Source organism: Runella sp. R0.1_18 (assembly GCF_057652155.1).
In genome coordinates, this window is the sequence record NZ_JBYFCK010000004.1 from 1 (window position 1) to 21,144 (window position 21,144).

Genomic DNA, 21,144 nt, shown 5'->3' on the forward strand with positions numbered 1-21,144 from the left:
GAATCTGCTCAAAAGGTTATTTCTTTAACCTGTTTCCCTTATATTAAAAATACGTCACCTTAGTTTAAATTTAGTATTACAAATAGATACTACTGCATTTTTAATGGCTTCTGATACCAATACCCCAATTTGAAGCATGATGGCAGCAACGATGAGTTGAGGTACAAAATTGACAAGTTTTTCTACCAAACTTGTAATAGCACCGACGCCCAATGTCCGCGTAGCATCTGTAATAAAACCAAGCATAATGAAATAGTACAAAACCTTTGATACAATATGGCTTAGTTTGATTTCTGTTTGAAGTTGTTTTACAATACTAACTTCGTTGAGTTTATCACCAATTTTATCAAACCCTACGCGTGCTAACACCTTACTTGTAATCACTGCTAACCCTTTAGCGACGGCATATCCAATCAACAAAATGAAAGCAGCAAAAATAAATCTAGGGACGAACTCTACAAATTGATTGATCAGTTTGGTAAGCGTACTAATGAGTATTTCGGTGAGGTTGGGTAATTGTTTCATTCTAGCTAGAGGTTTTGTCTTGATTAGGTACAGCTTTATTTAGCTCATTGCTTGCCATGGCACCAGCGGCACTAAAAAAATGCCCCACATAGAGCGTTACAAGCTCCATGGTGTTTCTAATCGTGTCAATTTCTGATACGATTGCTTTTTTTAGCGACTCGGGTACCTTATCGTCGGGGTCGATGTCGAAAAAAGGATTATTCATTTTGCGATTTTAGTATTCCTACTTTTAGTGTTTCAACCACCATTTTACTAAGATGGTTAATTTGGTTATAATCAGCATTGTGAACATCGCGCCTTCGAGATAGCGTTTTTTGAGCTTTTCTTTTGTGCGTTTTAGTCGCATTTTAACGGCACTTTCAGTCAACCCAAATGTATCGGCGATGTCTTTGATACTAAAGTCATCCTGATACTTCATGAGTAGAATTGTTCGTTCTTTGTGCGAAATTCCATCCAAAGCCTGACGAAGACGTTTGGCATCCATTTCTATTTCTTCAATATCATCTCCATCTTCGGCTACGTCAATTGTTTCGGTCAATTCATCTTCGGCCATTTTCTTAGTTAACCTCAACTGATCCATGCAATAGTTGTAGGTAATAGAAAATAACCAAGTAGAGAATTTTGAAGACTCTTTGAACGTGCCAATCCGTACGATTAATTTTAGAAAAATATCGTGGGTAAAGTCCTCCGCTTTTGCCTGGTCTTTCACAAAAGACAGACACTTCCTATACACCTTATCAGCGTATCGCTCATAAAGTGCTTCAAAAAAAGTGTTGCGTTGCGTGTCAACATACATGCGCACCAACTGCTCGTCGGTATAGTGATTCATTCCAATTGAGTGTACGCTCATTAGGACGGTAAGATAGGTTTAGAGTAACAAGAAAAATTGAAGTAAAATACAGAAAATCTTCTAACACTGCACACAATGAGGCATTTAATTTTGCTCGTTATGGCTATTTAATAAGCCAAATACGTTTATTTATATAATAAAAATACCCTCAGAGATAATTTTCTGAGGGTATTAATTATATCTAAAAGGAATAAACTAGGCGCCGATAGCGATGTGCTTGAATGCCTTAATTGTAAGACCTTTTTGAGTTTTGTCTAATAATTGAGAAATTGTCAAAGAACCATCTTTGATAAATTCTTGGTTCAACAAAGTATTCTCTTTATAGAATTTGTTCAAACGACCCATGGCGATTTTCTCAAGCATTGCTTCTGCTTTGCCTTCGTTGCGGGCTAGTTCTTTACCAATTTCGATTTCGCGCTCGATGACAGCTGCATCCACATCGCCTTTATCCACTGCGATTGGCTTCATGGCTGCGATTTGCATCGCAATGTCACGGCCTACTTCTGAAAGGTCAGTTCCTTCAGTTACGCCATCAAATGCGACCAATACACCACGCTTGTTGTTTGAGTGAATGTATGAGCTAATCGCGTCGGCTGTTACGTTTTCGTAACCTATAACTTCAAGTTTCTCACCAATTTTACCAATCAATTCTGTGATAAGCTCCTGAAGTGTTTGACCGTCGGCTTGAGGAGTTGCCAAAAGTGTTTCTTTGTCAGCAGCATTCGTAGCTACTGCTTGGCTCATGATATTCATGGCCAAATTTTGGAAACTTTCTACTTTTGATACAGGTTCAGTTTCGCAAGCCAATGCAACGATTTTGCCGTTTTTGCCATCAGGGCTTACATGAACCAATACTACGCCTTCAGATACAACGTTATCAGCGCGTTTGGCTGCTACTTTTTGACCTTGTTTACGAAGGATGTCAACCGCTTGCTCAAAATCACCATCTGCTTCGGTAAGGGCTTTTTTGCAATCCATCATACCAGCGCCAGTCATTTGGCGGAGCTTGTTTACATCTGCTGCGGTAATTGCCATTTTTTATAAAAGTTAATTTTAGTAATTTAATGATTAATAAGTTCTGACTTCCAATAAAATAAGCGACTTGGTAAAACTACGCAATCGGTTTTGCATTTGTTTCACCCCTTACTTTATGAAATCGTTAAACGGAATAGCCCATAGCCTATGAGCAGCTACGGGCTATCCGACCGCCGCCGAAGCGGTGGTATATATATTGAGTTATTAGTCCTCGTCAGTTGCTTTTGCTACTGAAGCTTTGGCGGCTGGCGCTTCTGAACCTGTGTCTTCCGAACGCTTCGCGTCTTCTTCTTCGGCCATACGTGCGTCATCGCGCTCTTGCTTACGTTCGATGAGTCCTTCTTCGATTGCCTTACCAATGGCAAGGGTAATCAATGAGATTGACTTATAAGCATCGTCGTTTGCGGGGATTACGAAATCTACTTCATTAGGGTTTGAGTTTGTATCGCACATTGCGATAACAGGAATACCCAAACGTTTTGCTTCAGCTACAGCAATGTGCTCACGCTTCACATCTACTACAAACAAAGCTGCTGGCAAGCGCGTCAAATCAGCTACACCACCCAACAAACGCTCCAACTTATCTTTCTCACGACCTTTGATAAGGCGCTCACGCTTTGCAATATTGCTTGCAGTAGCTTCGTCACCCAACAACTTCTCCAAGCTCTGCATTTTTTTCAATGACTTACGAATGGTAGCGAAGTTTGTCAACATACCACCTAACCAACGTTCGGTTACGAATGGCATTTTCAAGCGACGTGCTTCTTCCGACACGATTTCTTGTGCTTGCTTTTTAGTAGCTACAAACATCACTTTACGGCCTGAGCGAACTACGCCTTTTACGTATTGGCAAGCTTCGTCAAGTGATGCGATTGTTTTATTAAGGTCAATGATATGGATATCGTTTTTCTCCATGAAAATGTATGGAGCCATACGAGGATCCCACTTACGTGTCAAGTGACCAAAGTGTACACCTGCATCCAACAGGTCTTTGTACTCTAATTGTGCCATTTTATTAGCTAAATGTAAATGTTGTTAGAAATTTTTTAAATACGCAGCACCACGCAACGGACACCATAAGCGCAGTCTGGACTTGGCTAATTTGAAAATTTGATAATTCGGTAATTTGAAAATGGGTGAATTGTAAGCCTTTAATTTTCAAATTTACTAATTTTCCAATTTTCAAATTGAAAGGTATTAGCGTTTCGAGAATTGGAAACGACGACGAGCCTTCGCGCGACCGTATTTCTTACGCTCAACCATACGAGCATCACGTGTCAAGAATCCTTCCTTCTTAAGGGCTGGACGGAACTCAGCATTGATTTCGCACAATGCACGAGCAATCGCCATGCGAGTTGCCTCAGCTTGACCACGAACACCACCACCGCGAACGTTCACTTTAATATCATAACTTGAAGCTACATTAACGGTTGTCAAAGGCTGCTTCAAAATGATTTGGAGCGTTTCGATTGGGAAGTACTCAGCAAACTCACGGCCATTCACCTTGATATTGCCTTCTCCGGCTGATACGTAAACGCGAGCTACGGATGTTTTTCTTCTACCTACTGTGTTAGTAACTTCCATGATTAAAATTTAATTTCTTTCGGTTGTTGAGCGGCATGTGGGTGCTCTGCACCTGCATACACGTGCAAATTAGTGTAAATGCTACGACCAAGACGATTTTTTGGCAACATACCTTTCACTGCCATTTCAATGACTTTGTGTGGTTGTTTGGCCAAAATTTCACGCGGAGTAGCGAAACGCTGACCACCTGGGTGACCTGTGTGGCGAACGTATTCTTTGTCGGTCATTTTCTTGCCAGTCAAACGCACTTTATCGGCATTGATGACAATTACATTGTCTCCACAATCTACGTGAGGAGTGAAATACGGCTTGTGCTTACCGCGTAAAATTTTGGCAATTTGGCTAGCCAAACGACCCAAAACTTCACCCTTAGCATCTACTACTATCCATTCCTTTTGTACGGTAGCAGCGTTAGCCGAAACGGTTCTGTAACTGAGTGTATCCACTTTGTTAAGTGTTTTTTCGTTGAAAATCAATTAATTAACTATATAAACGGGCATTATGAGGCGAAAATCGGACTGCAAATATAGCGGTTTGGTTTTTGAAACACAAAATGATTCAAAAAATTAAATTTTTACTGATTTATTCTTTATCCTTGCAGGCGCAGACAGCTGTGCCATTTCTAAGTAATCACCACCTGTACAGCTGCCGCTGCATTGGTAGTTTTGGTTTTATTAAGACTTTAACATTCGTATTTCAAAACTTCGTCATTCTACATCAATATGCCTCAGTTTGATTTTTTAGTGGTAGGTTCGGGGATTGCGGGCCTTAGCTACGCCGCCAAGTTGGCGCGCCATTTTGATGCCCAACAAGAAAAAGTTTCTATTGCTGTCATCACTAAAGTACAAGCCGATGAAACCAACACCAAATACGCCCAAGGGGGTATTGCGGCGGTGTGGTCGGAAGAAGATTCTTTTGAAAAGCACATCGAAGATACGATGGTGGCTGGAGGTGGCATTAGTAAACGAAACATCGTTGAGATTGTGGTCAAAGAAGCCCCCGAACGCATTATGGAGCTGATTTCGTACGGAACGCGCTTCGACAAAGAAGCTGACGGCGACTATGATTTGGCCAAAGAGGGTGGGCATTCTGATCACCGAATTTTGCACTTCAAAGACGCTACGGGAGCGGAAATCGAACGGGCATTGCTCGATGAGGTAAAACGCCATCCTTCTATTCAGATATTTACGCATTACTTCGCCGTCGATTTGATTACGCAACACCATTTGGGCGAAACAGTCTATCGCCACCGCGATGATATTAAATGTTTTGGTGCGTATGTACTAAATACCAAAACGGGGAAAGTGGAGAAGTTTTTGGCCAAAACGACCATGTTGGCTACGGGAGGCATTGGCAATATTTACCAAAATACAACCAATCCTCGCATTGCAACAGGCGATGGCATTGCAATGGCCTACCGCGCTAAGGGCGTTTGCGATAACATGGAGTTTATTCAGTTTCACCCAACGGCACTTTACCAACCAGGTAAAAAGCCTAACTTCTTGATTTCGGAAGCCGTTCGGGGTTTTGGGGGAATACTGCGCAACAAAAAAGGGGAAACCTTTATGGAACACTATGACCCACGTTTGTCGCTCGCTCCGCGTGACATTGTAGCGCGGTCTATTGACTCTGAAATGAAAAAGTACGGTGATGACCACGTTTATATCGACGTGACGCATTGTGATTACGAAAAATTCATTGAACACTTTCCCAACATCACTGCCTATTGTAAAGAACAACTGGGTATCGACGTTCGTAAAGACTATATCCCTGTCGTGCCAGCGCAGCATTATATGTGTGGCGGAATCAAAGTCAATGAGTTTGGACAAACCAATATTTTCTTTTTGTACGCGACTGGTGAATGTGCTTGTACGGGTTTACACGGGGCCAATCGTTTGGCATCTAACTCACTCTTGGAAGCGGTGGTGTTTGCGCACCGTGCGTTTATTAAAACCATCGAAAACTTGGCAGATGCGTACATCCCAGACCACATTCCCGAATGGAATGACGAGGGAACTTCGCATCCTGAGGAGGCGATTTTGGTGACCGAAATGACCAAAGAATTGGAAGCGATTATGTCGAACTACGTCGGGATTGTACGCACTAACCGTCGTTTGAAACGTGCACATGACCGCGTGGAATTGATTTATAAAGAACACGAAGAGCTCTACTGGCAGTCGAAAGTTTCGGTGCCGATTATGGAGCTTCGCAATATGATTAACGTATCGTATTTGGTACTAAAAATGGCGATGGCGCGGCGGGAGAATGTGGGGTTGCATTTTAATCAAGACCATGTGAAAAAATAATTTAAGGTTTTGGGTTGATGGTTTCCCGTTGGTTAATCGGCTATAAAACCAGTTTGGAAGAATAACATTGCCGCAACATAGATTTTACTATTTTTGGGTGTTTATCAACAAGCACCCATTTTTTTACTATTTCTAAACCCTTTTTATGAAACGACCTTCAGAATCCCGCCTCATGCTTTGGGGGGCTACCGCTGCTTTTTGTGCTTATGCCTGCATGTACGCTTTCCGACGAGGGATTACCGCCGCTACTTTTGATGGGATGGTTTTCTGGGGAATTAACTACAAAATTTGGCTGATTACTTTGCAAGTATTCGGCTACGCGCTTTCCAAACTTATTGGTATTAAGGTAGTTTCGGAAATGAAACCTGCGCAACGCGCCATTTATTTGTTGTCGTTTGTGGGGTTTGCCGAACTTGCCCTGCTGGGTTTTGCCCTTGTCCCAGCACCTTATAATATTCCTTTTTTGTTTCTCAACGGGCTGCCGCTGGGAATGGTGTACGGAACGGTTTTGGGTTTTTTGGAAGGACGCCGTCAAACCGACGCCCTCGTGGCGGGGCTTACGGCTTCGTTTATTTTTGCGTCTGGATTTGTAAAAACCGTTGGTAAAACCTTGCTCAACAATGGCATTTCGGAGTTTTGGATGCCTTTTTTGACAGGGTTGATGTTTGCCGTACCGCTCGTGTTGGCCGTTTGGGCATTGGCCAAATTGCCTGCCCCTTCGGACGAAGACCGCGCCGAACGTACTGAGCGAGCGCCGATGAATGCCGCCGACCGTAGTCGTTTTATCAAAACTTTCTCGGTAGGGTTGATTACCTTGATTGTCTCGTACGTTTTCTTGACGGCTTTTCGCGATTTCCGCGACAATTTTGCGCCCGAAATCCTCAAAACTGCGGGCGTTGACGACCCACTTATTTTTACCCAAACCGAAACCTTTGTGTCGGTTTTTATCTTGATCTTGATGGGAACTTTGCGCTGGGTGAAAGACAACTGGAAAGCGTTTATGCTTATCAATGTACTTTTGGTGGCGGGAGGGCTTACCGTGGGCATTAGTACGTGGATGTACCAGCAAGGAATGCTTTCGGCAGGGGTATGGTTTACGCTGACGGGCGTGGGGTTATATCTCGCGTACGTGCCTTGTAATGGCCTTTATTTTGAGCGTTTTGTAGCTTCTTTTAAATACGTGAGTACGGTGAGTTTTGTGGTAACACTCGCCGATTGGTGGGGTTATTTGGGAACGGTACTGGTGCTGCTCTACAAAAACTTCGGTCAACCCAACATCAGTTTCTTGGATTTCTTTATCTACGGAGGCTATATTTTGGCGGTGGTATATGTGGTGTTGGTGGTGGTATCGTTTGGGTTTTTTAAGCGAAAGTATGTAAGTTTACAATAAAACTGGGTAATGACATGACTATCACACTGAATACGATTTTGAAGGAGATACAAGACGTTCCAGTAGATAAACTGGAAGATGTGTATGAATATGTACATTCTTTGACACCCCATAAAAAAAACAGTCGATTACGTAAAAAGATACTCTCTTTTGCAGGAGCCTTTAGTGATATGTCGGAAGAAAGTTATCAAGAGTTTGCTTCAGAGATACAGAAAAGTCGCAAAGAGTTATTTGACAGACCCAATGATTTATGAAGCCTTCAATGTTAGATACAGATGTACTCTCCGAATTTTTAAGAGGCAATCCTAATGTTAGTCAAAATGTAGAAACTTATCTTGAGGAATATGATGTCATCAATTTAAGTATTATCACTTACTACGAAATTCTTAACGGATTACTATACAAAGATGCCCAAAAACAGCTAAAAAAATTTGAGGACTTTGTACAACTTAATCGCGTAATTCCCCTTTCTATTAAAGCTACAAGAATTGCGGCTGTCATTCAAGCTGATTTACGAAAAAAAGGCACTGTGATTGGGCATACTGATACACTTATTGCTGGTATTGCTATTGCTCATGATTTACAGCTCATTACTAACAACACCAACCACTTTCAAAGGATTAACGAGCTTAGTATTGATAATTGGACTCTTTAAATTTGTACAGAACTGCCATGAAGCCAAAACAAATAGTGGAGTTAGAGGACTATTGGGGAATTGAGATTAGTAAAAGTCAATATACAATTGATGATAATAATAATGTTACCTTTCTACAAGCAGTCGCACAAGGAATTTCAGATTTGAGCCCATTAAGGCATTTCAAAAATTTAAACTCACTCATAATATCACATAATCAAATCAATAATCTTGAAACTATTAAAGAATTACAGAAATTAGAAATGCTATTTCTAAATAATAATAAAATTTTAGATTTAGAGCCTCTTAAATATCTTAATAACTTACATACACTTGTTTTAGACTACAATAAATTTACATATTTAACGCCTATACAAGGGAGAAATCTATTTAGTCTTCACTTAAGTAATAACCCAAAAGCTAATTTTATTGAGCTAAGTAGGTTTGTAAATCTTCAAGGATTAAATTTAAGTAATAATTTTTTAGATAATATATCTTTTTTCGAATCATTAAAAAACATCCGTTCCTCTGATCTTAGAAATAATTTAATTACCGATATACGCCCAATCAGACATTTAATTGAACAAAAAGTCCCTGTAAAATATGAAAAAGAGTTTATCTCAAGTACTATCAATCTCTACGGAAACCCTCTCGACCCCAATCTTGTAACAGCCATCCACCAAGGCAATCAAGCTGTCCTAGACTATTTAGACAATCTCGAAAAAGAAGAACAAAAAGGCAAACGTCCTCTCAACGAAGCCAAAATGGTCATCATCGGCGAGCCGGATGCGGGAAAAACGACGTTGATGAACTACCTGCTGGGGAGGCCATTTGGAGAAACTAAAACTACACAGGGAATTAGGATAGAACCGTGGGAAATTGCGGACGAGTCAGGTATGTCCTACCGAATTAATATTTGGGATTTTGGAGGGCAAGAAATTCAAAGTACCGTGCATAAGTTTTTTTTAACCCAAGAAACGTTGTATGTGGTCGTCCTCAATGCCCGTAAAGATGAACAGCCCGACAAGTATTTAGAACAGATTCGTAGCTATGCACCCAATTCTCCCGTAATCATCGTCATCAATCGTATGGACGAAAACAACGGAAGTATCAATGAGACCCAGCTACGGGCCGAATATCGAACCGAATCGGGAGAAAGTATGGTGCGAGGTATTCATAAAACGTCTATTCGGCGAGTACACGAACAGAATGACCCATTCTTTTTACCTGCAGTGCAAGCGTTAGAAAGCAATATCATTCGCGAATTGCTCCTGATGCCTAACATTCGCCAAATTGTTCCCCAAAACTATTTTGAGGTAAAAAACTATTTAGAAAGCCGCTTCTTCAAAGACGAACCCTACATTACCCATGAGCGTTACGAAGCTATCTGCCGCGAGAAAAACCTAGAATTAGCCTCCGACGAGCCTTTACTCAAAATTTTGGATTCACTGGGTACGGTGCGTTATTTTGATGAAATGCACACGCGTCACCTGCACATTTTGAATCCCGAATGGCTGAGTGACGGGGTGTATCGTATTCTCACTTCCGAATATACCCACCAACAAAATGGGGTCATTTCGGAGAAAGATTTTAATCGAATTTTGTACAAAACCGACACTCATACCTTCCAATACCCCAAACAGCATTATGGGTATTTGATTGAAATGATTCGTCGATTTTATTTGGGTTACGTCAATCCCGATACGCAAGAAATTTTTATTCCTCAAGCCTTTCGGAGCGACTATCCCATTGGATTTAAGCCCGAGGATTTTAAAAAAGAGGCATTACATTTCTTTTTTCGGTACGAAACCCACATTCCAGCAGGAGCTATTAGCAGTTTTATTGCGCGCACTTTTGGGTGGGTTCAGGGGCATTTTTACTGGCAAAAAGGCATTGTGATTGAGCGAAACGAAGCCGACGAAGTTCAAACCGCATTGGTCATGCAAACCGATACTCGAAATCGCATTGATATTTGGGTACAAGGCACACATCGTCGGGAGTTTTTTATCGAAATCAGACAACTATTTCGAGAGTTTCACGAACGCTATCCTGGGCTAAAAGTGGATGAAATGATTGGCTTGGATACTCGTTATGATACGTCTGTCAAGTATCGGGTATTGATAGCTCAAAAACACAAAGGAAAAATCGAATACACCGACGAAGAAGGAAATGACTACAACATCGACCGCCTACTCGGGATGTTTGAAACTCCGTCGAAGACGCAACAAGCTATTATTCAAAACTTTCAGGGAAGCTATTACGATATGCGTGGTGCTAACCAAATACAATTTTGGCAAGTAGAAGCTTTGAGTTTATCCGACGAACTTTGGAGCTTTAATCAAGCGGTTAGCGAGCAAAATCAAGCATTACTCAACCAACTCATCACCGATTTAAAAGAACTCCAAAAAGCGGAAAGTCCCAAGAAAGCCAAAGGCGTGTTGGCTCAATTGAAAGAAACGGCCAAAAACCTACCCAAAATAGCCAGCGAAGAAGCCGTAAAATGGGCAACCAAAACGGCCTTAGACGGTGTATCGTTTGGAGAAAAGTTTGATTCATTACAACAAAGAATAGTAAATTTGCTCCAAGACAATAGCTTTCAGGACTTCATAAAACCTGATAATTGGGGATAAACACGTATGCACTTTCCTATCACAGAGACCGATTTACGATTGATGCTTCGTACGGGCGAAGACACCTTCACCCAGTTTAAAACCGAAGTCAAAAACGCGGAAAGTTTAGCGGAGGAAATGGTGGCATTTGCCAACGGAAAAGGTGGCTACATTCTAATCGGTATTGCTGAAGATGACCACGGAGCAGGAAAAGTGGTAGGAGTAGAAAACTTAAAATCACTCAACAATCATATTTCAAATACGGCCTCCGAAAACTGCATTCCTGCACTCTTCCCCCAAAGCCAAACTTTGCTTGTTGATGACAAGCCTGTCGTGGTCATTTACATTGAAGAGGGCAACCAAAAGCCCTACCGAACCAAATCGGGCAAGTATCTCATGCGAGCGGGAGCCGACAAACGCAGCGTATCGCAGGAAGAGCTATCGAGGATGTTTCAAGCGAGTGGCTCGTATCACATTGAAGAGTTGGCCATTCGAGGCGCTGCCATTGATACCGAATTGGACCGAATCAAACTGTATGAATATTTCGAGGCGCAGCACGAAGGGAAATCGGTTTCAGCCCATTTAGAAGAAACCCAACAGCATTTTGAGACCTTTCTGAATAACTTGGGAATTGCTCAAAAGCAGCAACTCAACCTCGTCGGTTTGTTATTTTTTGGTAAAAATCCGCAACGTTTCCGACCAGTATTGGAGGTGAAATGCGTTAGTTTTTTTGGTAACGAACTAGGCGACACGACTTATCGTTCGAGTACCGACATTGGGGGCGGATTAGACCGTCAGTTTGATCAAAGTTTGGCATTTATTATGGTCAATTTGCACAAACAACAACCCCAAGGAGCCAGCTTCAACAGTCAAGGTATGCTGGAAATCTCCAAAGTAGCGTTAGAAGAAGCGCTCGTAAATGCGCTTATTCACCGCGACTATGGCAAAACGAGCCCTATCAGGGTATTTGTTTTCCAAAATCGCGTCGAAATTATTAGCCCTGGCGTACTTCCGAACCATTTGACGGTGGAACAAATAAAAAATGGGAATGCAGTTCCCCGCAATCCCATCTTGTTGAGTTATGCTACCAAACTGCTGCCCTACCGTGGTTTAGGCTCGGGCATCAGCCGAATTTTAAAAGAACACCCTGCCACGGAGTTTATCAATGATTCGGAAGGACAGCAATTTAAGGTGATTTTGAGTCGCCCTTAACTGTTACTCCCGCGCCAAAAACTTCTCAATCTGCTCGCTCGTCAGATAGACTTTTCCTGAGCGGGTTTTTACGTGTTCGCGGAAGGCATTTTTGATGGCGTCGCTCCATTTCATGTCGATTTCGCCAGGGGTGAATTTATTTTCACGGAGCATTTTGTGCCCAAATTCGTCTTGTAACGCAATAAACTCGGCCTGATTCACCACTTTTTCGGCCAAATGCGCGGGAATAAAAATGACGCCTTCAGGTTTGCCCAATACCAAATCACCTGGCAACACCGACGCACGACCGATGCGGATGGGGCAGTTGATGCAGGTCATGGTCATGTCTTTAATGGCAGAGGGGTCGTAGCCCCGCGTAAAGCTTACAAAACCATCAATGGCGCTGAGTCCTTCCAAGTCGCGCACGCCCGCGTCGAACACCACGCCTGTTTTGGATTTGGCATAAATTGAGTTGCCAAGGTTATCGCCAATGAGCGTTCCGTCGATGATTTTGCCGTAGCCATCGGCCACATAGACGTCGTTGATTTGGAGTGCGTCGATGGGCCATGAGTTGGTGTTGCCTTTGCGGCCTTCGGCTTTGCCTTTTTCTTTGATGGGTTTCTCCATGTCGGGGCGGGCGGGCATGTACTGCGCCGTAAGTACGCGGCCAACGAGCGGCTTTTCGGGGTGGATGATTTGAAAATTACCCTCAAACTGGTTGTTGTAGCCATCGCCCCGCATGATTCCCCACGCTTCTTCGATAGATACATTGGCCAAACGTTTCACAATTTCATCGGGGACTTTCGGACGGCCATCGGGGAAGCGCTCCCCTTTCCACTCTTGGGTATAAAACTGGATAAGCTCTTTGGGTGCTTGAATTTGGGCAAATAACGGAGAACTCATTGCCGCCAAGAAAAGGGCTTGGATAACTTTTTTCATGATAATCAGACCCCCCACCCCCAATGGGGGAGATTTGTTTAGTTGTATTAATTCCCCCATCGGGGGTAGGGGGCTTGGTATTTACAAAATACCGACAATTTTGTCTCTCACACTTCTATCTTTTTCCATCGGTGATTTTTGAAATATTTTTAGAAAAAATTGACCTAATCTTGTAGCCTTAACAATAACTCTTAACCGTGCGTACGCACCTAATTGACAAACCCCAATGAAAAAATTTACACAACGTTTTAAGTTGCCCGATTCCCACACCGCTTCCGAAAACAATCGCCGCGACTTTTTACGCAAAGGCTTACTTGGCGGATTATCTATGGGCTTGATGTTTGAGGGAAAGCCCGAAAAAGAAATGGAGTTTATTACCCAAAAAGTAAAACGTGATTCCAAGCCTTCGGAGCTAAAAATCACCGATATGCGCATTGCTCATTTGCAGGGAGTACCGTTTAAAAGCCCTATTATTCGCATAGATACCAACCAAGGCTTGGTCGGCTGGGGAGAAGTACGTGACGGCGCTAGTCCCAACTACGCCCTAATGCTCAAGAGTCGATTGTTGGGCCAAAACCCGTGTAACGTCGAGAAAATCTTTAAAGAAATTAAACAGTTTGGCGGACATGGGCGCGCTGCGGGTGGTGTATGCGGGGTAGAAATGGCATTGTGGGATTTGGCAGGGAAAGCGTATAATGTGCCTGTTTATCAAATGCTTGGTGGAAAATACCGCGATGAAGTTCGCCTCTACGCCGATACGCCAGAAATCAGCGACCCTTCTACTTTTGCCAAAAAACTCAAAGAAACGCGCCTCGACAAAGGTTATACTTTTTTGAAGATGGACTTTGGGATTGGACTATTGGCAGGGAAGCCTGGTATGCTCATTGGGGACAATGTTTGGAAACTTTCGCAGCGTGACAACAAGACCAAAACCGTAGGAAACTACGGCATGACGAAACACCCTTTTACACGGATTCAGATTACAGATAAAGGCTTGGAGTATATTGCCGAATACGTCAGCAAAATTCGGGAAGGTGTGGGATACAACATTCCTGTATCGGCCGACCACTTCGGGCATTTTGACGTAAACACGGCCATTCGCTTGGGTAAAGCCGTTGAAAAGTACCAGTTGGCGTGGCTCGAAGATTTGGTGCCGTGGTTTTATACCGACCAATGGAAACAAATTTCGGACGCTATTGAAACCCCTACGCTCACAGGCGAGGATATTTTCTTGAAAGAAGAGTTTATTAAACTCATCAACGCCAAAGCCGTTGATATGATTCATCCCGACTTGGCTTCATCAGGCGGGATTTTGGAAACGAAAAAAATTGGAGACTACGCCGAAGAACACGGCATTCCGATGGCGATGCACTTTGCAGGTAGTCCGATTTCATTTATGGCCAACGTACACTGTGCCGCCGCTACCGAAAACTTCGTGGCATTGGAACATCACGGCGTGGACGTGGAAGGCTGGGAAGATATCGTAACGGGCAACAAGCCTTTGGTTGTCAACGGATTTGCCCCTGTTCCTAACAAGCCAGGTTTAGGGGTAGAGCTCAACGAAGAAGTAGCGAAGAAGTTTTTGATAAAAGACCAGAAATGGTTTGCTCCCACTGATGAATGGAATACCAAAGATTCGTGGGACAGAGATTGGAGCTAGTTTTGGAGTGTCGAGTGGTTGAGGGCAGAATGTCGAATCCGTGCTGAGGGTTGCTCACAACCCGAATCAAATCAAGCGTTGGTCGATGAAAATCGGCTGACGCTTTTTTGTTTCCAACTATTTGGCGGGTTTAGGCGTCATTGGTAAAAAATGGAACACGGATGACGCTGATTGAACGGATTTTCACGGATAATGTCTGGGTTTTCTTTCTTGTTTTAGGTATTTTCTCGTGCAAAGAAAAACAGCTTTCCCCCGAAAAAATACAGCCTTTGGTGGGAAAATGGCGAGTGACTGCCGTTGAGCGAGCCGACAAAAAGGAATGGGAATATGTTACCCAAAGCGGTCAACACGAATTTGAAATCCGCTATGATGGTGTCGTTCTTGATTCAAAAGGTTTATCTACTTGCTGTGGCCCTCTGTATCTTACTATAAATGGCAAGAAATTTAGTATTGTCCCCAAAGAAACAGTTCCGGACAATCCGATGTGCGCGTTGATTAATTGTGTTTATTGTGAAACATGGCACATGGATTTGCAAGACAACGTACTAACGGTTAGTTATTGTAATGGATTAGCACGGGTTCGGTATGTCAAGATTTAAAAAGTGTAAGTTGTTGAATATTAAAACAGATAAATGAATGAAAGCGAAAGGGTTACTGTTTTTTTTAGCAATGGTGATATTAGGGTCGTGTGATGAAAAGCGCCTCGCCCCTGAAGAGATAAAACCTGTCGTTGGAAAATGGATGCTCAATGCCGTAAAGCAGGCGGGCGATGCAAAACAATGGGAACCTATTGCCTCCAAAGATGGCTATGTCATGGAAATACGGTATGACGGGGTCATTCTTGATGCCAACGGCTTGCCTGCTTGTTGCGTTCCCAGCTATTTGGTGTATCAGGGTAAAAAGTTTACCATCGAACCGAAAGAAAAACTAGCTCCTAATCCTTCGTGTGCGTTGGTGTTGTGCTTGGCTTGTGATACGTGGTATTTGGAACTAGAAAACGACCAATTGATTCTTAATCAGTGCAATTCGGGTGGGCGAAATCGCTACGCTCGACTTTAATGATTGCCTCGTTTTTATAGTGCTGTTTTTATAAGGTTAAAACCCATCAATCGGTGCAAGATGTCACCCCGATGGGGCTTCATTTCTGCCATTATTCATAGTTTCTACTAAGATGTAGCTCCTCTGGAGCAATAGATCGTAGTTCCATATTTTAATACGTTACCCCCAATCAATTTAGAATAAAAGTAACGGGCAAATTATACTTCACCCGTACCTTTTTACCACGCTGGACGCCTGGCTGCCATTTCCCACTCATTTCTTTTACCACTCGTAAAGCTTCCTCGTCGCAGCCGCTTCCGATGCCCTTTATTACTTCGTAATCACACAAAGAGCCATCTTCACAAACCACAAACGTTAGATATACTTTTCCCGAAACACTTCTACGGGAAGCTTCTGCGGGGTAGCGTAGATTTTTGGCTAAAAACTGTCCTAATGCGGGCAATCCTCCTTTAAATTGAGGGCTTACTCCAGCCTCGGTGTATGTTCGTACGTCGCCTTTGTCGTAAATTGTACCTTTGGTCAATACTCCTGCTGAGTAAAATTCGTCAATGTACAGCGTGCTATCTGCCAGCTTTGAAATCCATCTTCCTTCTTTATGTCCATTTACTAACTGCCCCTGACTTGTTGCTTCTTTTTCTTGTTTTACTGCCCAGCCGTTACCGTCTTTGACGTATTGCTGCCCCGTTTTTGACCAAAGCCCCATAATCTGTTCTTCCATTGGTGCCATTGCTTGAGGGCGCTCACGTCGAATCACTTCCGCGATTTGACCATTGTCGTGCCAAAGTACCAACATTTGGTTAGCGCCATCCGCCATTAGTTGTTCTTTCAGCATTCCGCTGGGGTAATAGTGTACATGATTCACTTCTTGAAAACCTCCGCCTTGGTACTCTGTTGTCGAAAGCAACTGACCATTGGTTTGAAATATCATTTCGGGTACGTACGAATTCCAGTTTTGGTCGCGAGCTGTGATACGGTACGCAGGCAACGAGTCTAATTTGTTCTCGTGATATATTTTGTACATCATCGGTTTTTTGGAGTACGTGGCCGACATATACGGTTTCCACTCTTTTTTCTTGAATTCTTCAAAAACTACGTCCGCAGCCACTACCCCGTTATTATCAACAGGAATCAAGCGGCGGAAGTGGTATTCCTTCGGTTCTTGGGTATATTGAAATTTGTCGTTGAAATAATCCACCAAGCTGTGCGAAGTACTGTCGTAATTGGTGATAGGATTGTCGGGAAAAACGACTGAGTAATTAAACGCTTGTCGTACGGGTTTCCCGTCTTTGAGTGCAGGTTGCCATGCTCGATACAAACCCACTACCCGCAACGCTTCTTTATCGGCTTGGGGTTGAAGTCCTTTGACAATCTTTAATTCCGACACACTTCCGTCGGGTTCTACTACCCCGCTCAAAAAAACGCGTCCTTTGACTCCCGCCACCCGACTGGCAAAGGGTACCTGTAAATTGGCCTTGACGTATTCTTGAAACAATGGAATACCCCCTTGAGGAGTAGCGGCTTTATCGACTTCTTGGGCCTGAAAGATGGTTTGAGCGTTGGCTGCTACGTTTACAACGCATAGGATAAGGAAGGCTATTTTTTTCATACGTTTGATGACTGTTTGAACGTAAAACTAACACAACAGTAATAATGTGCCAAATTTTTCTTGATGGAAGGTGTTTGGGGGTATGAGTAATTTATACTTTTATTGTGGTGATATTTACGGATGTGACGTCCGTACCACAAACATTACCCATGAAAATCGGATTTGTCGTTTCTTTTTTTGATTTCCGCAACGATGTGCGGCGAGTTATTACGGAAGTTGCCCAGCAGCACGAAGTTACCATCTTTGGTCGCCCTGAGAACAAAGAGGAGATTTTACGTCATTTGCCCGCGGGCGTGGAGTTTCGACTCATCAATGAGAAAAAGGGAGGCTGGTGGAATAGCCTTTGGATAAAACTCTACATCCTTTTCCGACAAATTCCTGAAAGTCGTCACAATTTCTTTTTGATGGAACTCTTTAAAGCATCGCTTGCTACGGACGCTGCTGTGCTGAAAAAAAACCACCAAATTTTGGCGTGGGTGCGTCGATTACCCAAAATTATTTCTTACGATTTTTACCTGAACCGACTTCAGTACCGAGCCCAAACCGACCTCACGGGCATTGACCAGTTTGTGTGTTTTACGGCCATTGCCGACGATTTCTTGATGGCGCGTTTGGTTCACGAAAATCATCCTGTGAAGGTCTATGTCTATAGCTGGGACCATGCTTGTAAACATACCTGTTTTTCGTCGCGCGCTACCTACGTATGTTGGAACGAGCGCATCCGCGAAGATTTGATGCACTTGCAACACGTATCGTCCTTGCGGGCGAGTGTGGTGGGTGCCAGTCAGTTTGCCTACATTCACGAATACCGCAAGGTAGCTGCTCAGTTGCCCCGTACCTACGATTTTCCTTACGTCTATGTGGGCTGTGCCATTGGTGTCGTTGACCTTGTTCGTGACGAAGTGAGTGTGGTCAAACAAGTGGCCGAAACCCTACAACAAGCCCGCCCTGATTTGAAGCTGGTGGTGCGTCCGTATCCTGTGCAGGGTAATTGGGAATTGTACGCGCCTCTTCGTAGCTTGCCCAATGTGGTGATGGATGACGGTTTCCGAACGCTGGATTTGTCGGTCAAGGACAGTCATATTTTGGAGAAATTTGAGAAAATTGCGAACGCCGACGCTTTTTTTCACATGGGTACGACCATGGGCTTGGAGGCTTGTTTTACCGATACGCCTTCATTTATGCTTGATTTTGGCTATACCTCCCAGGACGGCTTGAGTTTGTACGGTTTTATTCATCAATACCAAAACGACCGACACTTGATTGAACTTGCTCCTCAAAACGACGTGCGTTCTACGGAGCAATTGGCGGATATCTTCAAAAACCTATCTTCGCCTACTTACCGAGCCCTTAATCGTTTGGTGCAAAGCCACTATCAAATTAAGTCCTTTAAGGAGTTTGCAAATGACTTAATAGCAGTATAACTTTACTGACTATCAAACCTTAACCAATCATATGAACCTTCTGACTTTTGTTCGGGCTTCTGCGTTTGTGACGTTGACTGCCGTATCGTTGTATGCCCAAACAGGTACCCAACAAAAACCTCCTTTGCTGACTGCCGCTGCTCCCGAAACGGTAGGAATGCTGAGTGAGCGACTCAACCGCATGGACGGAGTTTTGCAGTCGTACATCGACAAAGGTGCATTTCCTGGGGTAGCAGCAATTGTGGTTAGAGACGGAAAAATCGTTTACCACAAAGCCTTTGGGAAAGCCGACCTCGATGCCAACAAGCCTTTGGGTAAAGATGCGATGTACCGCATCGCGTCCATGACCAAAGCCATTACGTCGCTGGCTGTGATGATGCTTCACGAAGAAGGGAAAATTATGCTCGACGACCCCATCAGTAAGTACATTCCTGAATTTGCCAAACCCGTAGTCATTGACCAATTTAACCCCAAAGACAGCACCTTCACGACCGTTCCTGCCAAACGCGAAATTTCGATTCGGCATTTGTTATCGCACATGTCAGGGATTAATTACAACGCTATCGGGAGCGACGACCGCATCAAGGCAGTGTATTCAAAAGCGGGTATTGTGGATGCCTTTACGACCAAAAACTTAACCATTGGCGAAAACATCAAGAAATTAGCCAAACTTCCCCTTACGCATCAGCCAGGTGAAAAATGGACCTACGGCCTCAGTTCCGACGTGTTAGGATATTTGGTCGAAGTTGTATCTGGCGAAACGTTGGAACAGTATTTTCAGAAGCACATTTTTGAGCCGTTGGGGATGAAAGACACGCATTTTTATTTGCCCGATGCCAAGAAAGACCGCTTGGTTCCGATTTATTCCGAAACCAAAGAGAAAACCCTTGTCAAAGGCTCACTCAATAACCTTGGAAGCGACCCCGACTATCCCATTAAAGGGGCTAAATCGTATTTTTCGGGCGGTGGCGGGCTCACCAGTACGGCTTACGACTACGCGGTTTTCTTGCAAATGCTGCTCAACGGAGGTACCTACAACGGCAAACGCTTATTGAGTCGCCGAGGAGTGGAGTTGTTTACCAATACCAACCAAAGCGGTACGCTATTCCCCGACCCACGCAATTATTTCAGCTTGGGTTTCAGCGTAATTAATGAAGCAGGGCGCGCCAATGATATTTACAGCAGCGTCGGGACGTTTAGCTGGGGCGGGGCCTTCAGTACGCATTACTTTGCCGACCCAAAAGAGAAAATTTGTGCCGTATTAATGAAGCAAATGTGGCCTACCAGCATGGGCGGCGAACTCGACCGAAAGTTTGATTTAATCATCTATCAAGCACTGGACGATAAATAGAAGGCAAGGGGCAAAGGGTAGTTCTTTGTCATTCCGAGGGCAGGAGGAATCTATGTCCTTGCCCCTTGCCCTTTAAAATTCCTCTTCGCGTAAATCGGTGCGGGGGGTGTCAGTTTTGCCGATATTGTCGATGGCGTTGATGATGCCTGAGCCTTCGCGGCGCTCGACTAAATTGTAGTACTGAAACACGATGGCGATCAGGACCAATGAGCGTACCAGCCCACCTCCGACGGTGGCAATGACCCCGCTAATGGTCATCAACACTTCGGTGTTTGCCAGCTTAACCTGCAACGAACTCATGATTGTCAGGATAAGGGTCGGAATCTGGAAAGCGTATCCAATGATGGATGACACAATACCCATCACAAAGAGAAGCCCAAACGTGGACCACCACTTATCTTTAATAAGGTAAAAACAGCGACGGAAAGTGTCGCCCAAATCGAGGTTTTCGCGCATCAATATCATGGTCATCAGCGAAAGTGTAACGCCCAGATAAATGCCAGGAAGTAAGAAAAATACGATGCCCGCGACAACGGCTATACCCATCACAAAGTTGAAAATGAGCGCTTTGCCAATGTAGCCTTTCAAGCGACTCCAGACGATTTCGGGGGTAATGTTTCGATTGCCTGCTTCGTATTCCAGAAAGTAAGCCCCAATGACAAGAGATGAAATGATGTTGGCCAAAATCAAAAAAAAGCTCAACAAAAACACGGTTCCTACCATTTGATAGATACCATCAAAAGAAGAAGAGCCACTTTCGAGTACGCTTTTTTGCATTTCTAAGATACCCGATTGGTAGGAGCCCATAAAAAAACCACCCACCAACGAAAGCGGGCCTGCTATGTATAAAAGGCTAATGGCCAATGGTTTGAAGTTTTGAACAACAAAGTCGAACGTCGCGTTGATTTTTTGCCCAAAATCGCGTTGTTGGAGAAGGATAATTGGTGGTTTCATTGGAGTTTAGATTAAAAAAAATGTATG

Annotated in this window: 21 protein-coding genes; 11 read left to right on the forward strand and 10 right to left on the reverse strand. The window is 43.6% G+C overall.

What is annotated here, in order from left to right; genetic code table 11:
* Nucleotides 1-54: 54 nt before the first annotated feature.
* The 7 genes from AC23P2_RS07925 to rplM form a co-directional block, all read right to left on the reverse strand.
* Nucleotides 55-525 carry a mechanosensitive ion channel family protein gene (locus AC23P2_RS07925; RefSeq protein ID WP_487772693.1) on the reverse strand — a complete coding sequence of 157 codons (471 nt, stop codon included), beginning with the start codon at nt 523-525 and terminating at the stop codon, nt 55-57.
* 1 nt (nt 526) lies between these two features.
* Entirely contained in the window at nt 527-730 is a 204-nt protein-coding gene (locus AC23P2_RS07930) for a hypothetical protein (protein WP_037301054.1), read from the reverse strand.
* A 24-nt stretch (nt 731-754) separates the two neighbouring features.
* The gene (locus AC23P2_RS07935; RefSeq protein ID WP_487772694.1) at nt 755-1,375 is read right to left on the reverse strand and encodes an RNA polymerase sigma factor; all 621 of its coding nucleotides are present in this window, start codon (nt 1,373-1,375) and stop codon (nt 755-757) included.
* Nucleotides 1,376-1,570: 195 nt separating this feature from the next.
* Nucleotides 1,571-2,410 (reverse strand): translation elongation factor Ts, encoded by an 840-nt coding sequence (gene tsf, locus AC23P2_RS07940; protein ID WP_472487248.1) that lies wholly within the window; start codon nt 2,408-2,410, stop codon nt 1,571-1,573.
* A gap of 204 nt (nt 2,411-2,614) precedes the next feature.
* A complete protein-coding gene (gene rpsB, locus AC23P2_RS07945) occupies nt 2,615-3,421 on the reverse strand; it encodes a 30S ribosomal protein S2 (RefSeq protein WP_487772695.1) in 807 nt (268 codons plus the stop codon).
* Nucleotides 3,422-3,607: 186 nt separating this feature from the next.
* Nucleotides 3,608-3,994, reverse strand: coding sequence for a 30S ribosomal protein S9 (gene rpsI / locus AC23P2_RS07950; RefSeq protein ID WP_122933529.1), 387 nt, complete (start codon nt 3,992-3,994; stop codon nt 3,608-3,610).
* 2 nt (nt 3,995-3,996) lie between these two features.
* Nucleotides 3,997-4,440: a 50S ribosomal protein L13 gene (gene rplM / locus AC23P2_RS07955; protein ID WP_028524896.1), complete on the reverse strand. Its 444-nt coding sequence runs from the start codon at nt 4,438-4,440 to the stop codon at nt 3,997-3,999.
* A gap of 276 nt (nt 4,441-4,716) precedes the next feature.
* Here rplM and nadB point away from each other — a divergent pair, with 276 nt between their 5' ends.
* From nadB to AC23P2_RS07985, 6 genes are all read left to right on the forward strand, one after another.
* Nucleotides 4,717-6,300 (forward strand): L-aspartate oxidase, encoded by a 1,584-nt coding sequence (nadB, locus tag AC23P2_RS07960; protein WP_487772696.1) that lies wholly within the window; start codon nt 4,717-4,719, stop codon nt 6,298-6,300.
* Between the two features lie 145 nt (nt 6,301-6,445).
* Complete coding sequence (locus AC23P2_RS07965) at nt 6,446-7,690, forward strand: DUF5690 family protein (RefSeq protein WP_487772697.1); 1,245 nt, start codon at nt 6,446-6,448, stop codon at nt 7,688-7,690.
* Between the two features lie 14 nt (nt 7,691-7,704).
* Nucleotides 7,705-7,944 (forward strand): hypothetical protein, encoded by a 240-nt coding sequence (locus AC23P2_RS07970; RefSeq protein ID WP_487772698.1) that lies wholly within the window; start codon nt 7,705-7,707, stop codon nt 7,942-7,944.
* Nucleotides 7,941-8,345: a PIN domain-containing protein gene (locus tag AC23P2_RS07975; RefSeq protein ID WP_487772699.1), complete on the forward strand. Its 405-nt coding sequence runs from the start codon at nt 7,941-7,943 to the stop codon at nt 8,343-8,345. The genes AC23P2_RS07970 and AC23P2_RS07975 overlap by 4 nt, the downstream gene beginning before the upstream one ends.
* A 743-nt stretch (nt 8,346-9,088) precedes the next feature.
* Nucleotides 9,089-10,954, forward strand: a complete 1,866-nt coding sequence (locus AC23P2_RS07980) for a COR domain-containing protein (RefSeq protein ID WP_487772700.1) — start codon at nt 9,089-9,091, stop codon at nt 10,952-10,954.
* Between the two features lie 6 nt (nt 10,955-10,960).
* Complete coding sequence (locus AC23P2_RS07985; protein WP_487772701.1) at nt 10,961-12,145, forward strand: RNA/DNA-binding domain-containing protein; 1,185 nt, start codon at nt 10,961-10,963, stop codon at nt 12,143-12,145.
* A 3-nt stretch (nt 12,146-12,148) separates the two neighbouring features.
* Here the strand turns inward: AC23P2_RS07985 and AC23P2_RS07990 are convergent, their stop codons facing one another.
* Nucleotides 12,149-13,063, reverse strand: coding sequence for an RraA family protein (locus AC23P2_RS07990; RefSeq protein WP_487772702.1), 915 nt, complete (start codon nt 13,061-13,063; stop codon nt 12,149-12,151).
* A gap of 226 nt (nt 13,064-13,289) precedes the next feature.
* Between AC23P2_RS07990 and AC23P2_RS07995 the strand changes: the two genes are divergently transcribed.
* The 3 genes from AC23P2_RS07995 (at nt 13,290) to AC23P2_RS08005 (ending at nt 15,782) form a co-directional block, all read left to right on the forward strand.
* Nucleotides 13,290-14,723: a mandelate racemase/muconate lactonizing enzyme family protein gene (locus tag AC23P2_RS07995; RefSeq protein ID WP_487772703.1), complete on the forward strand. Its 1,434-nt coding sequence runs from the start codon at nt 13,290-13,292 to the stop codon at nt 14,721-14,723.
* A gap of 161 nt (nt 14,724-14,884) precedes the next feature.
* Entirely contained in the window at nt 14,885-15,322 is a 438-nt protein-coding gene (locus AC23P2_RS08000; protein WP_487772704.1) for a hypothetical protein, read from the forward strand.
* A gap of 37 nt (nt 15,323-15,359) precedes the next feature.
* Nucleotides 15,360-15,782: a hypothetical protein gene (locus tag AC23P2_RS08005; RefSeq protein ID WP_487772705.1), complete on the forward strand. Its 423-nt coding sequence runs from the start codon at nt 15,360-15,362 to the stop codon at nt 15,780-15,782.
* A gap of 169 nt (nt 15,783-15,951) precedes the next feature.
* Here AC23P2_RS08005 and AC23P2_RS08010 read toward each other — a convergent pair whose 3' ends face one another.
* The gene (locus tag AC23P2_RS08010; RefSeq protein WP_487772706.1) at nt 15,952-17,388 is read right to left on the reverse strand and encodes an energy transducer TonB; all 1,437 of its coding nucleotides are present in this window, start codon (nt 17,386-17,388) and stop codon (nt 15,952-15,954) included.
* Nucleotides 17,389-17,537: 149 nt separating this feature from the next.
* On the opposite strand from AC23P2_RS08010, the gene AC23P2_RS08015 reads away from it, so the two are divergent.
* Complete coding sequence (locus AC23P2_RS08015; protein ID WP_487772707.1) at nt 17,538-18,812, forward strand: hypothetical protein; 1,275 nt, start codon at nt 17,538-17,540, stop codon at nt 18,810-18,812.
* Between the two features lie 31 nt (nt 18,813-18,843).
* Nucleotides 18,844-20,163 carry a serine hydrolase domain-containing protein gene (locus AC23P2_RS08020; protein WP_487772708.1) on the forward strand — a complete coding sequence of 440 codons (1,320 nt, stop codon included), beginning with the start codon at nt 18,844-18,846 and terminating at the stop codon, nt 20,161-20,163.
* 72 nt (nt 20,164-20,235) lie between these two features.
* On the opposite strand, the gene AC23P2_RS08025 is transcribed toward AC23P2_RS08020, so the two are convergent.
* A complete protein-coding gene (locus tag AC23P2_RS08025) occupies nt 20,236-21,117 on the reverse strand; it encodes a hypothetical protein (protein ID WP_487772709.1) in 882 nt (293 codons plus the stop codon).
* Nucleotides 21,118-21,144: the final 27 nt, after the last annotated feature.

Excerpts from the sequence above, each read along its gene's own strand:
- AC23P2_RS07925 (WP_487772693.1), bottom strand. The coding sequence starts at position 525 with ATGAAACAATTACCCAACCTCACCGAAATACTCATTAGTACGCTTACC.
- AC23P2_RS07930 (WP_037301054.1), bottom strand. The coding sequence starts at position 730 with ATGAATAATCCTTTTTTCGACATCGACCCCGACGATAAGGTACCCGAG.
- AC23P2_RS07935 (WP_487772694.1), bottom strand. The coding sequence starts at position 1,375 with ATGAGCGTACACTCAATTGGAATGAATCACTATACCGACGAGCAGTTG.
- tsf (WP_472487248.1), bottom strand. The coding sequence starts at position 2,410 with ATGGCAATTACCGCAGCAGATGTAAACAAGCTCCGCCAAATGACTGGC.
- rpsB (WP_487772695.1), bottom strand. The coding sequence starts at position 3,421 with ATGGCACAATTAGAGTACAAAGACCTGTTGGATGCAGGTGTACACTTT.
- rpsI (WP_122933529.1), bottom strand. The coding sequence starts at position 3,994 with ATGGAAGTTACTAACACAGTAGGTAGAAGAAAAACATCCGTAGCTCGC.
- nadB (WP_487772696.1), top strand. The coding sequence starts at position 4,717 with ATGCCTCAGTTTGATTTTTTAGTGGTAGGTTCGGGGATTGCGGGCCTT.
- AC23P2_RS07965 (WP_487772697.1), top strand. The coding sequence starts at position 6,446 with ATGAAACGACCTTCAGAATCCCGCCTCATGCTTTGGGGGGCTACCGCT.
- AC23P2_RS07970 (WP_487772698.1), top strand. The coding sequence starts at position 7,705 with ATGACTATCACACTGAATACGATTTTGAAGGAGATACAAGACGTTCCA.
- AC23P2_RS07975 (WP_487772699.1), top strand. The coding sequence starts at position 7,941 with ATGAAGCCTTCAATGTTAGATACAGATGTACTCTCCGAATTTTTAAGA.
- AC23P2_RS07980 (WP_487772700.1), top strand. The coding sequence starts at position 9,089 with ATGGTCATCATCGGCGAGCCGGATGCGGGAAAAACGACGTTGATGAAC.
- AC23P2_RS07985 (WP_487772701.1), top strand. The coding sequence starts at position 10,961 with ATGCACTTTCCTATCACAGAGACCGATTTACGATTGATGCTTCGTACG.
- AC23P2_RS07990 (WP_487772702.1), bottom strand. The coding sequence starts at position 13,063 with ATGAAAAAAGTTATCCAAGCCCTTTTCTTGGCGGCAATGAGTTCTCCG.
- AC23P2_RS07995 (WP_487772703.1), top strand. The coding sequence starts at position 13,290 with ATGAAAAAATTTACACAACGTTTTAAGTTGCCCGATTCCCACACCGCT.
- AC23P2_RS08000 (WP_487772704.1), top strand. The coding sequence starts at position 14,885 with ATGACGCTGATTGAACGGATTTTCACGGATAATGTCTGGGTTTTCTTT.
- AC23P2_RS08005 (WP_487772705.1), top strand. The coding sequence starts at position 15,360 with ATGAAAGCGAAAGGGTTACTGTTTTTTTTAGCAATGGTGATATTAGGG.
- AC23P2_RS08010 (WP_487772706.1), bottom strand. The coding sequence starts at position 17,388 with ATGAAAAAAATAGCCTTCCTTATCCTATGCGTTGTAAACGTAGCAGCC.
- AC23P2_RS08015 (WP_487772707.1), top strand. The coding sequence starts at position 17,538 with ATGAAAATCGGATTTGTCGTTTCTTTTTTTGATTTCCGCAACGATGTG.
- AC23P2_RS08020 (WP_487772708.1), top strand. The coding sequence starts at position 18,844 with ATGAACCTTCTGACTTTTGTTCGGGCTTCTGCGTTTGTGACGTTGACT.
- AC23P2_RS08025 (WP_487772709.1), bottom strand. The coding sequence starts at position 21,117 with ATGAAACCACCAATTATCCTTCTCCAACAACGCGATTTTGGGCAAAAA.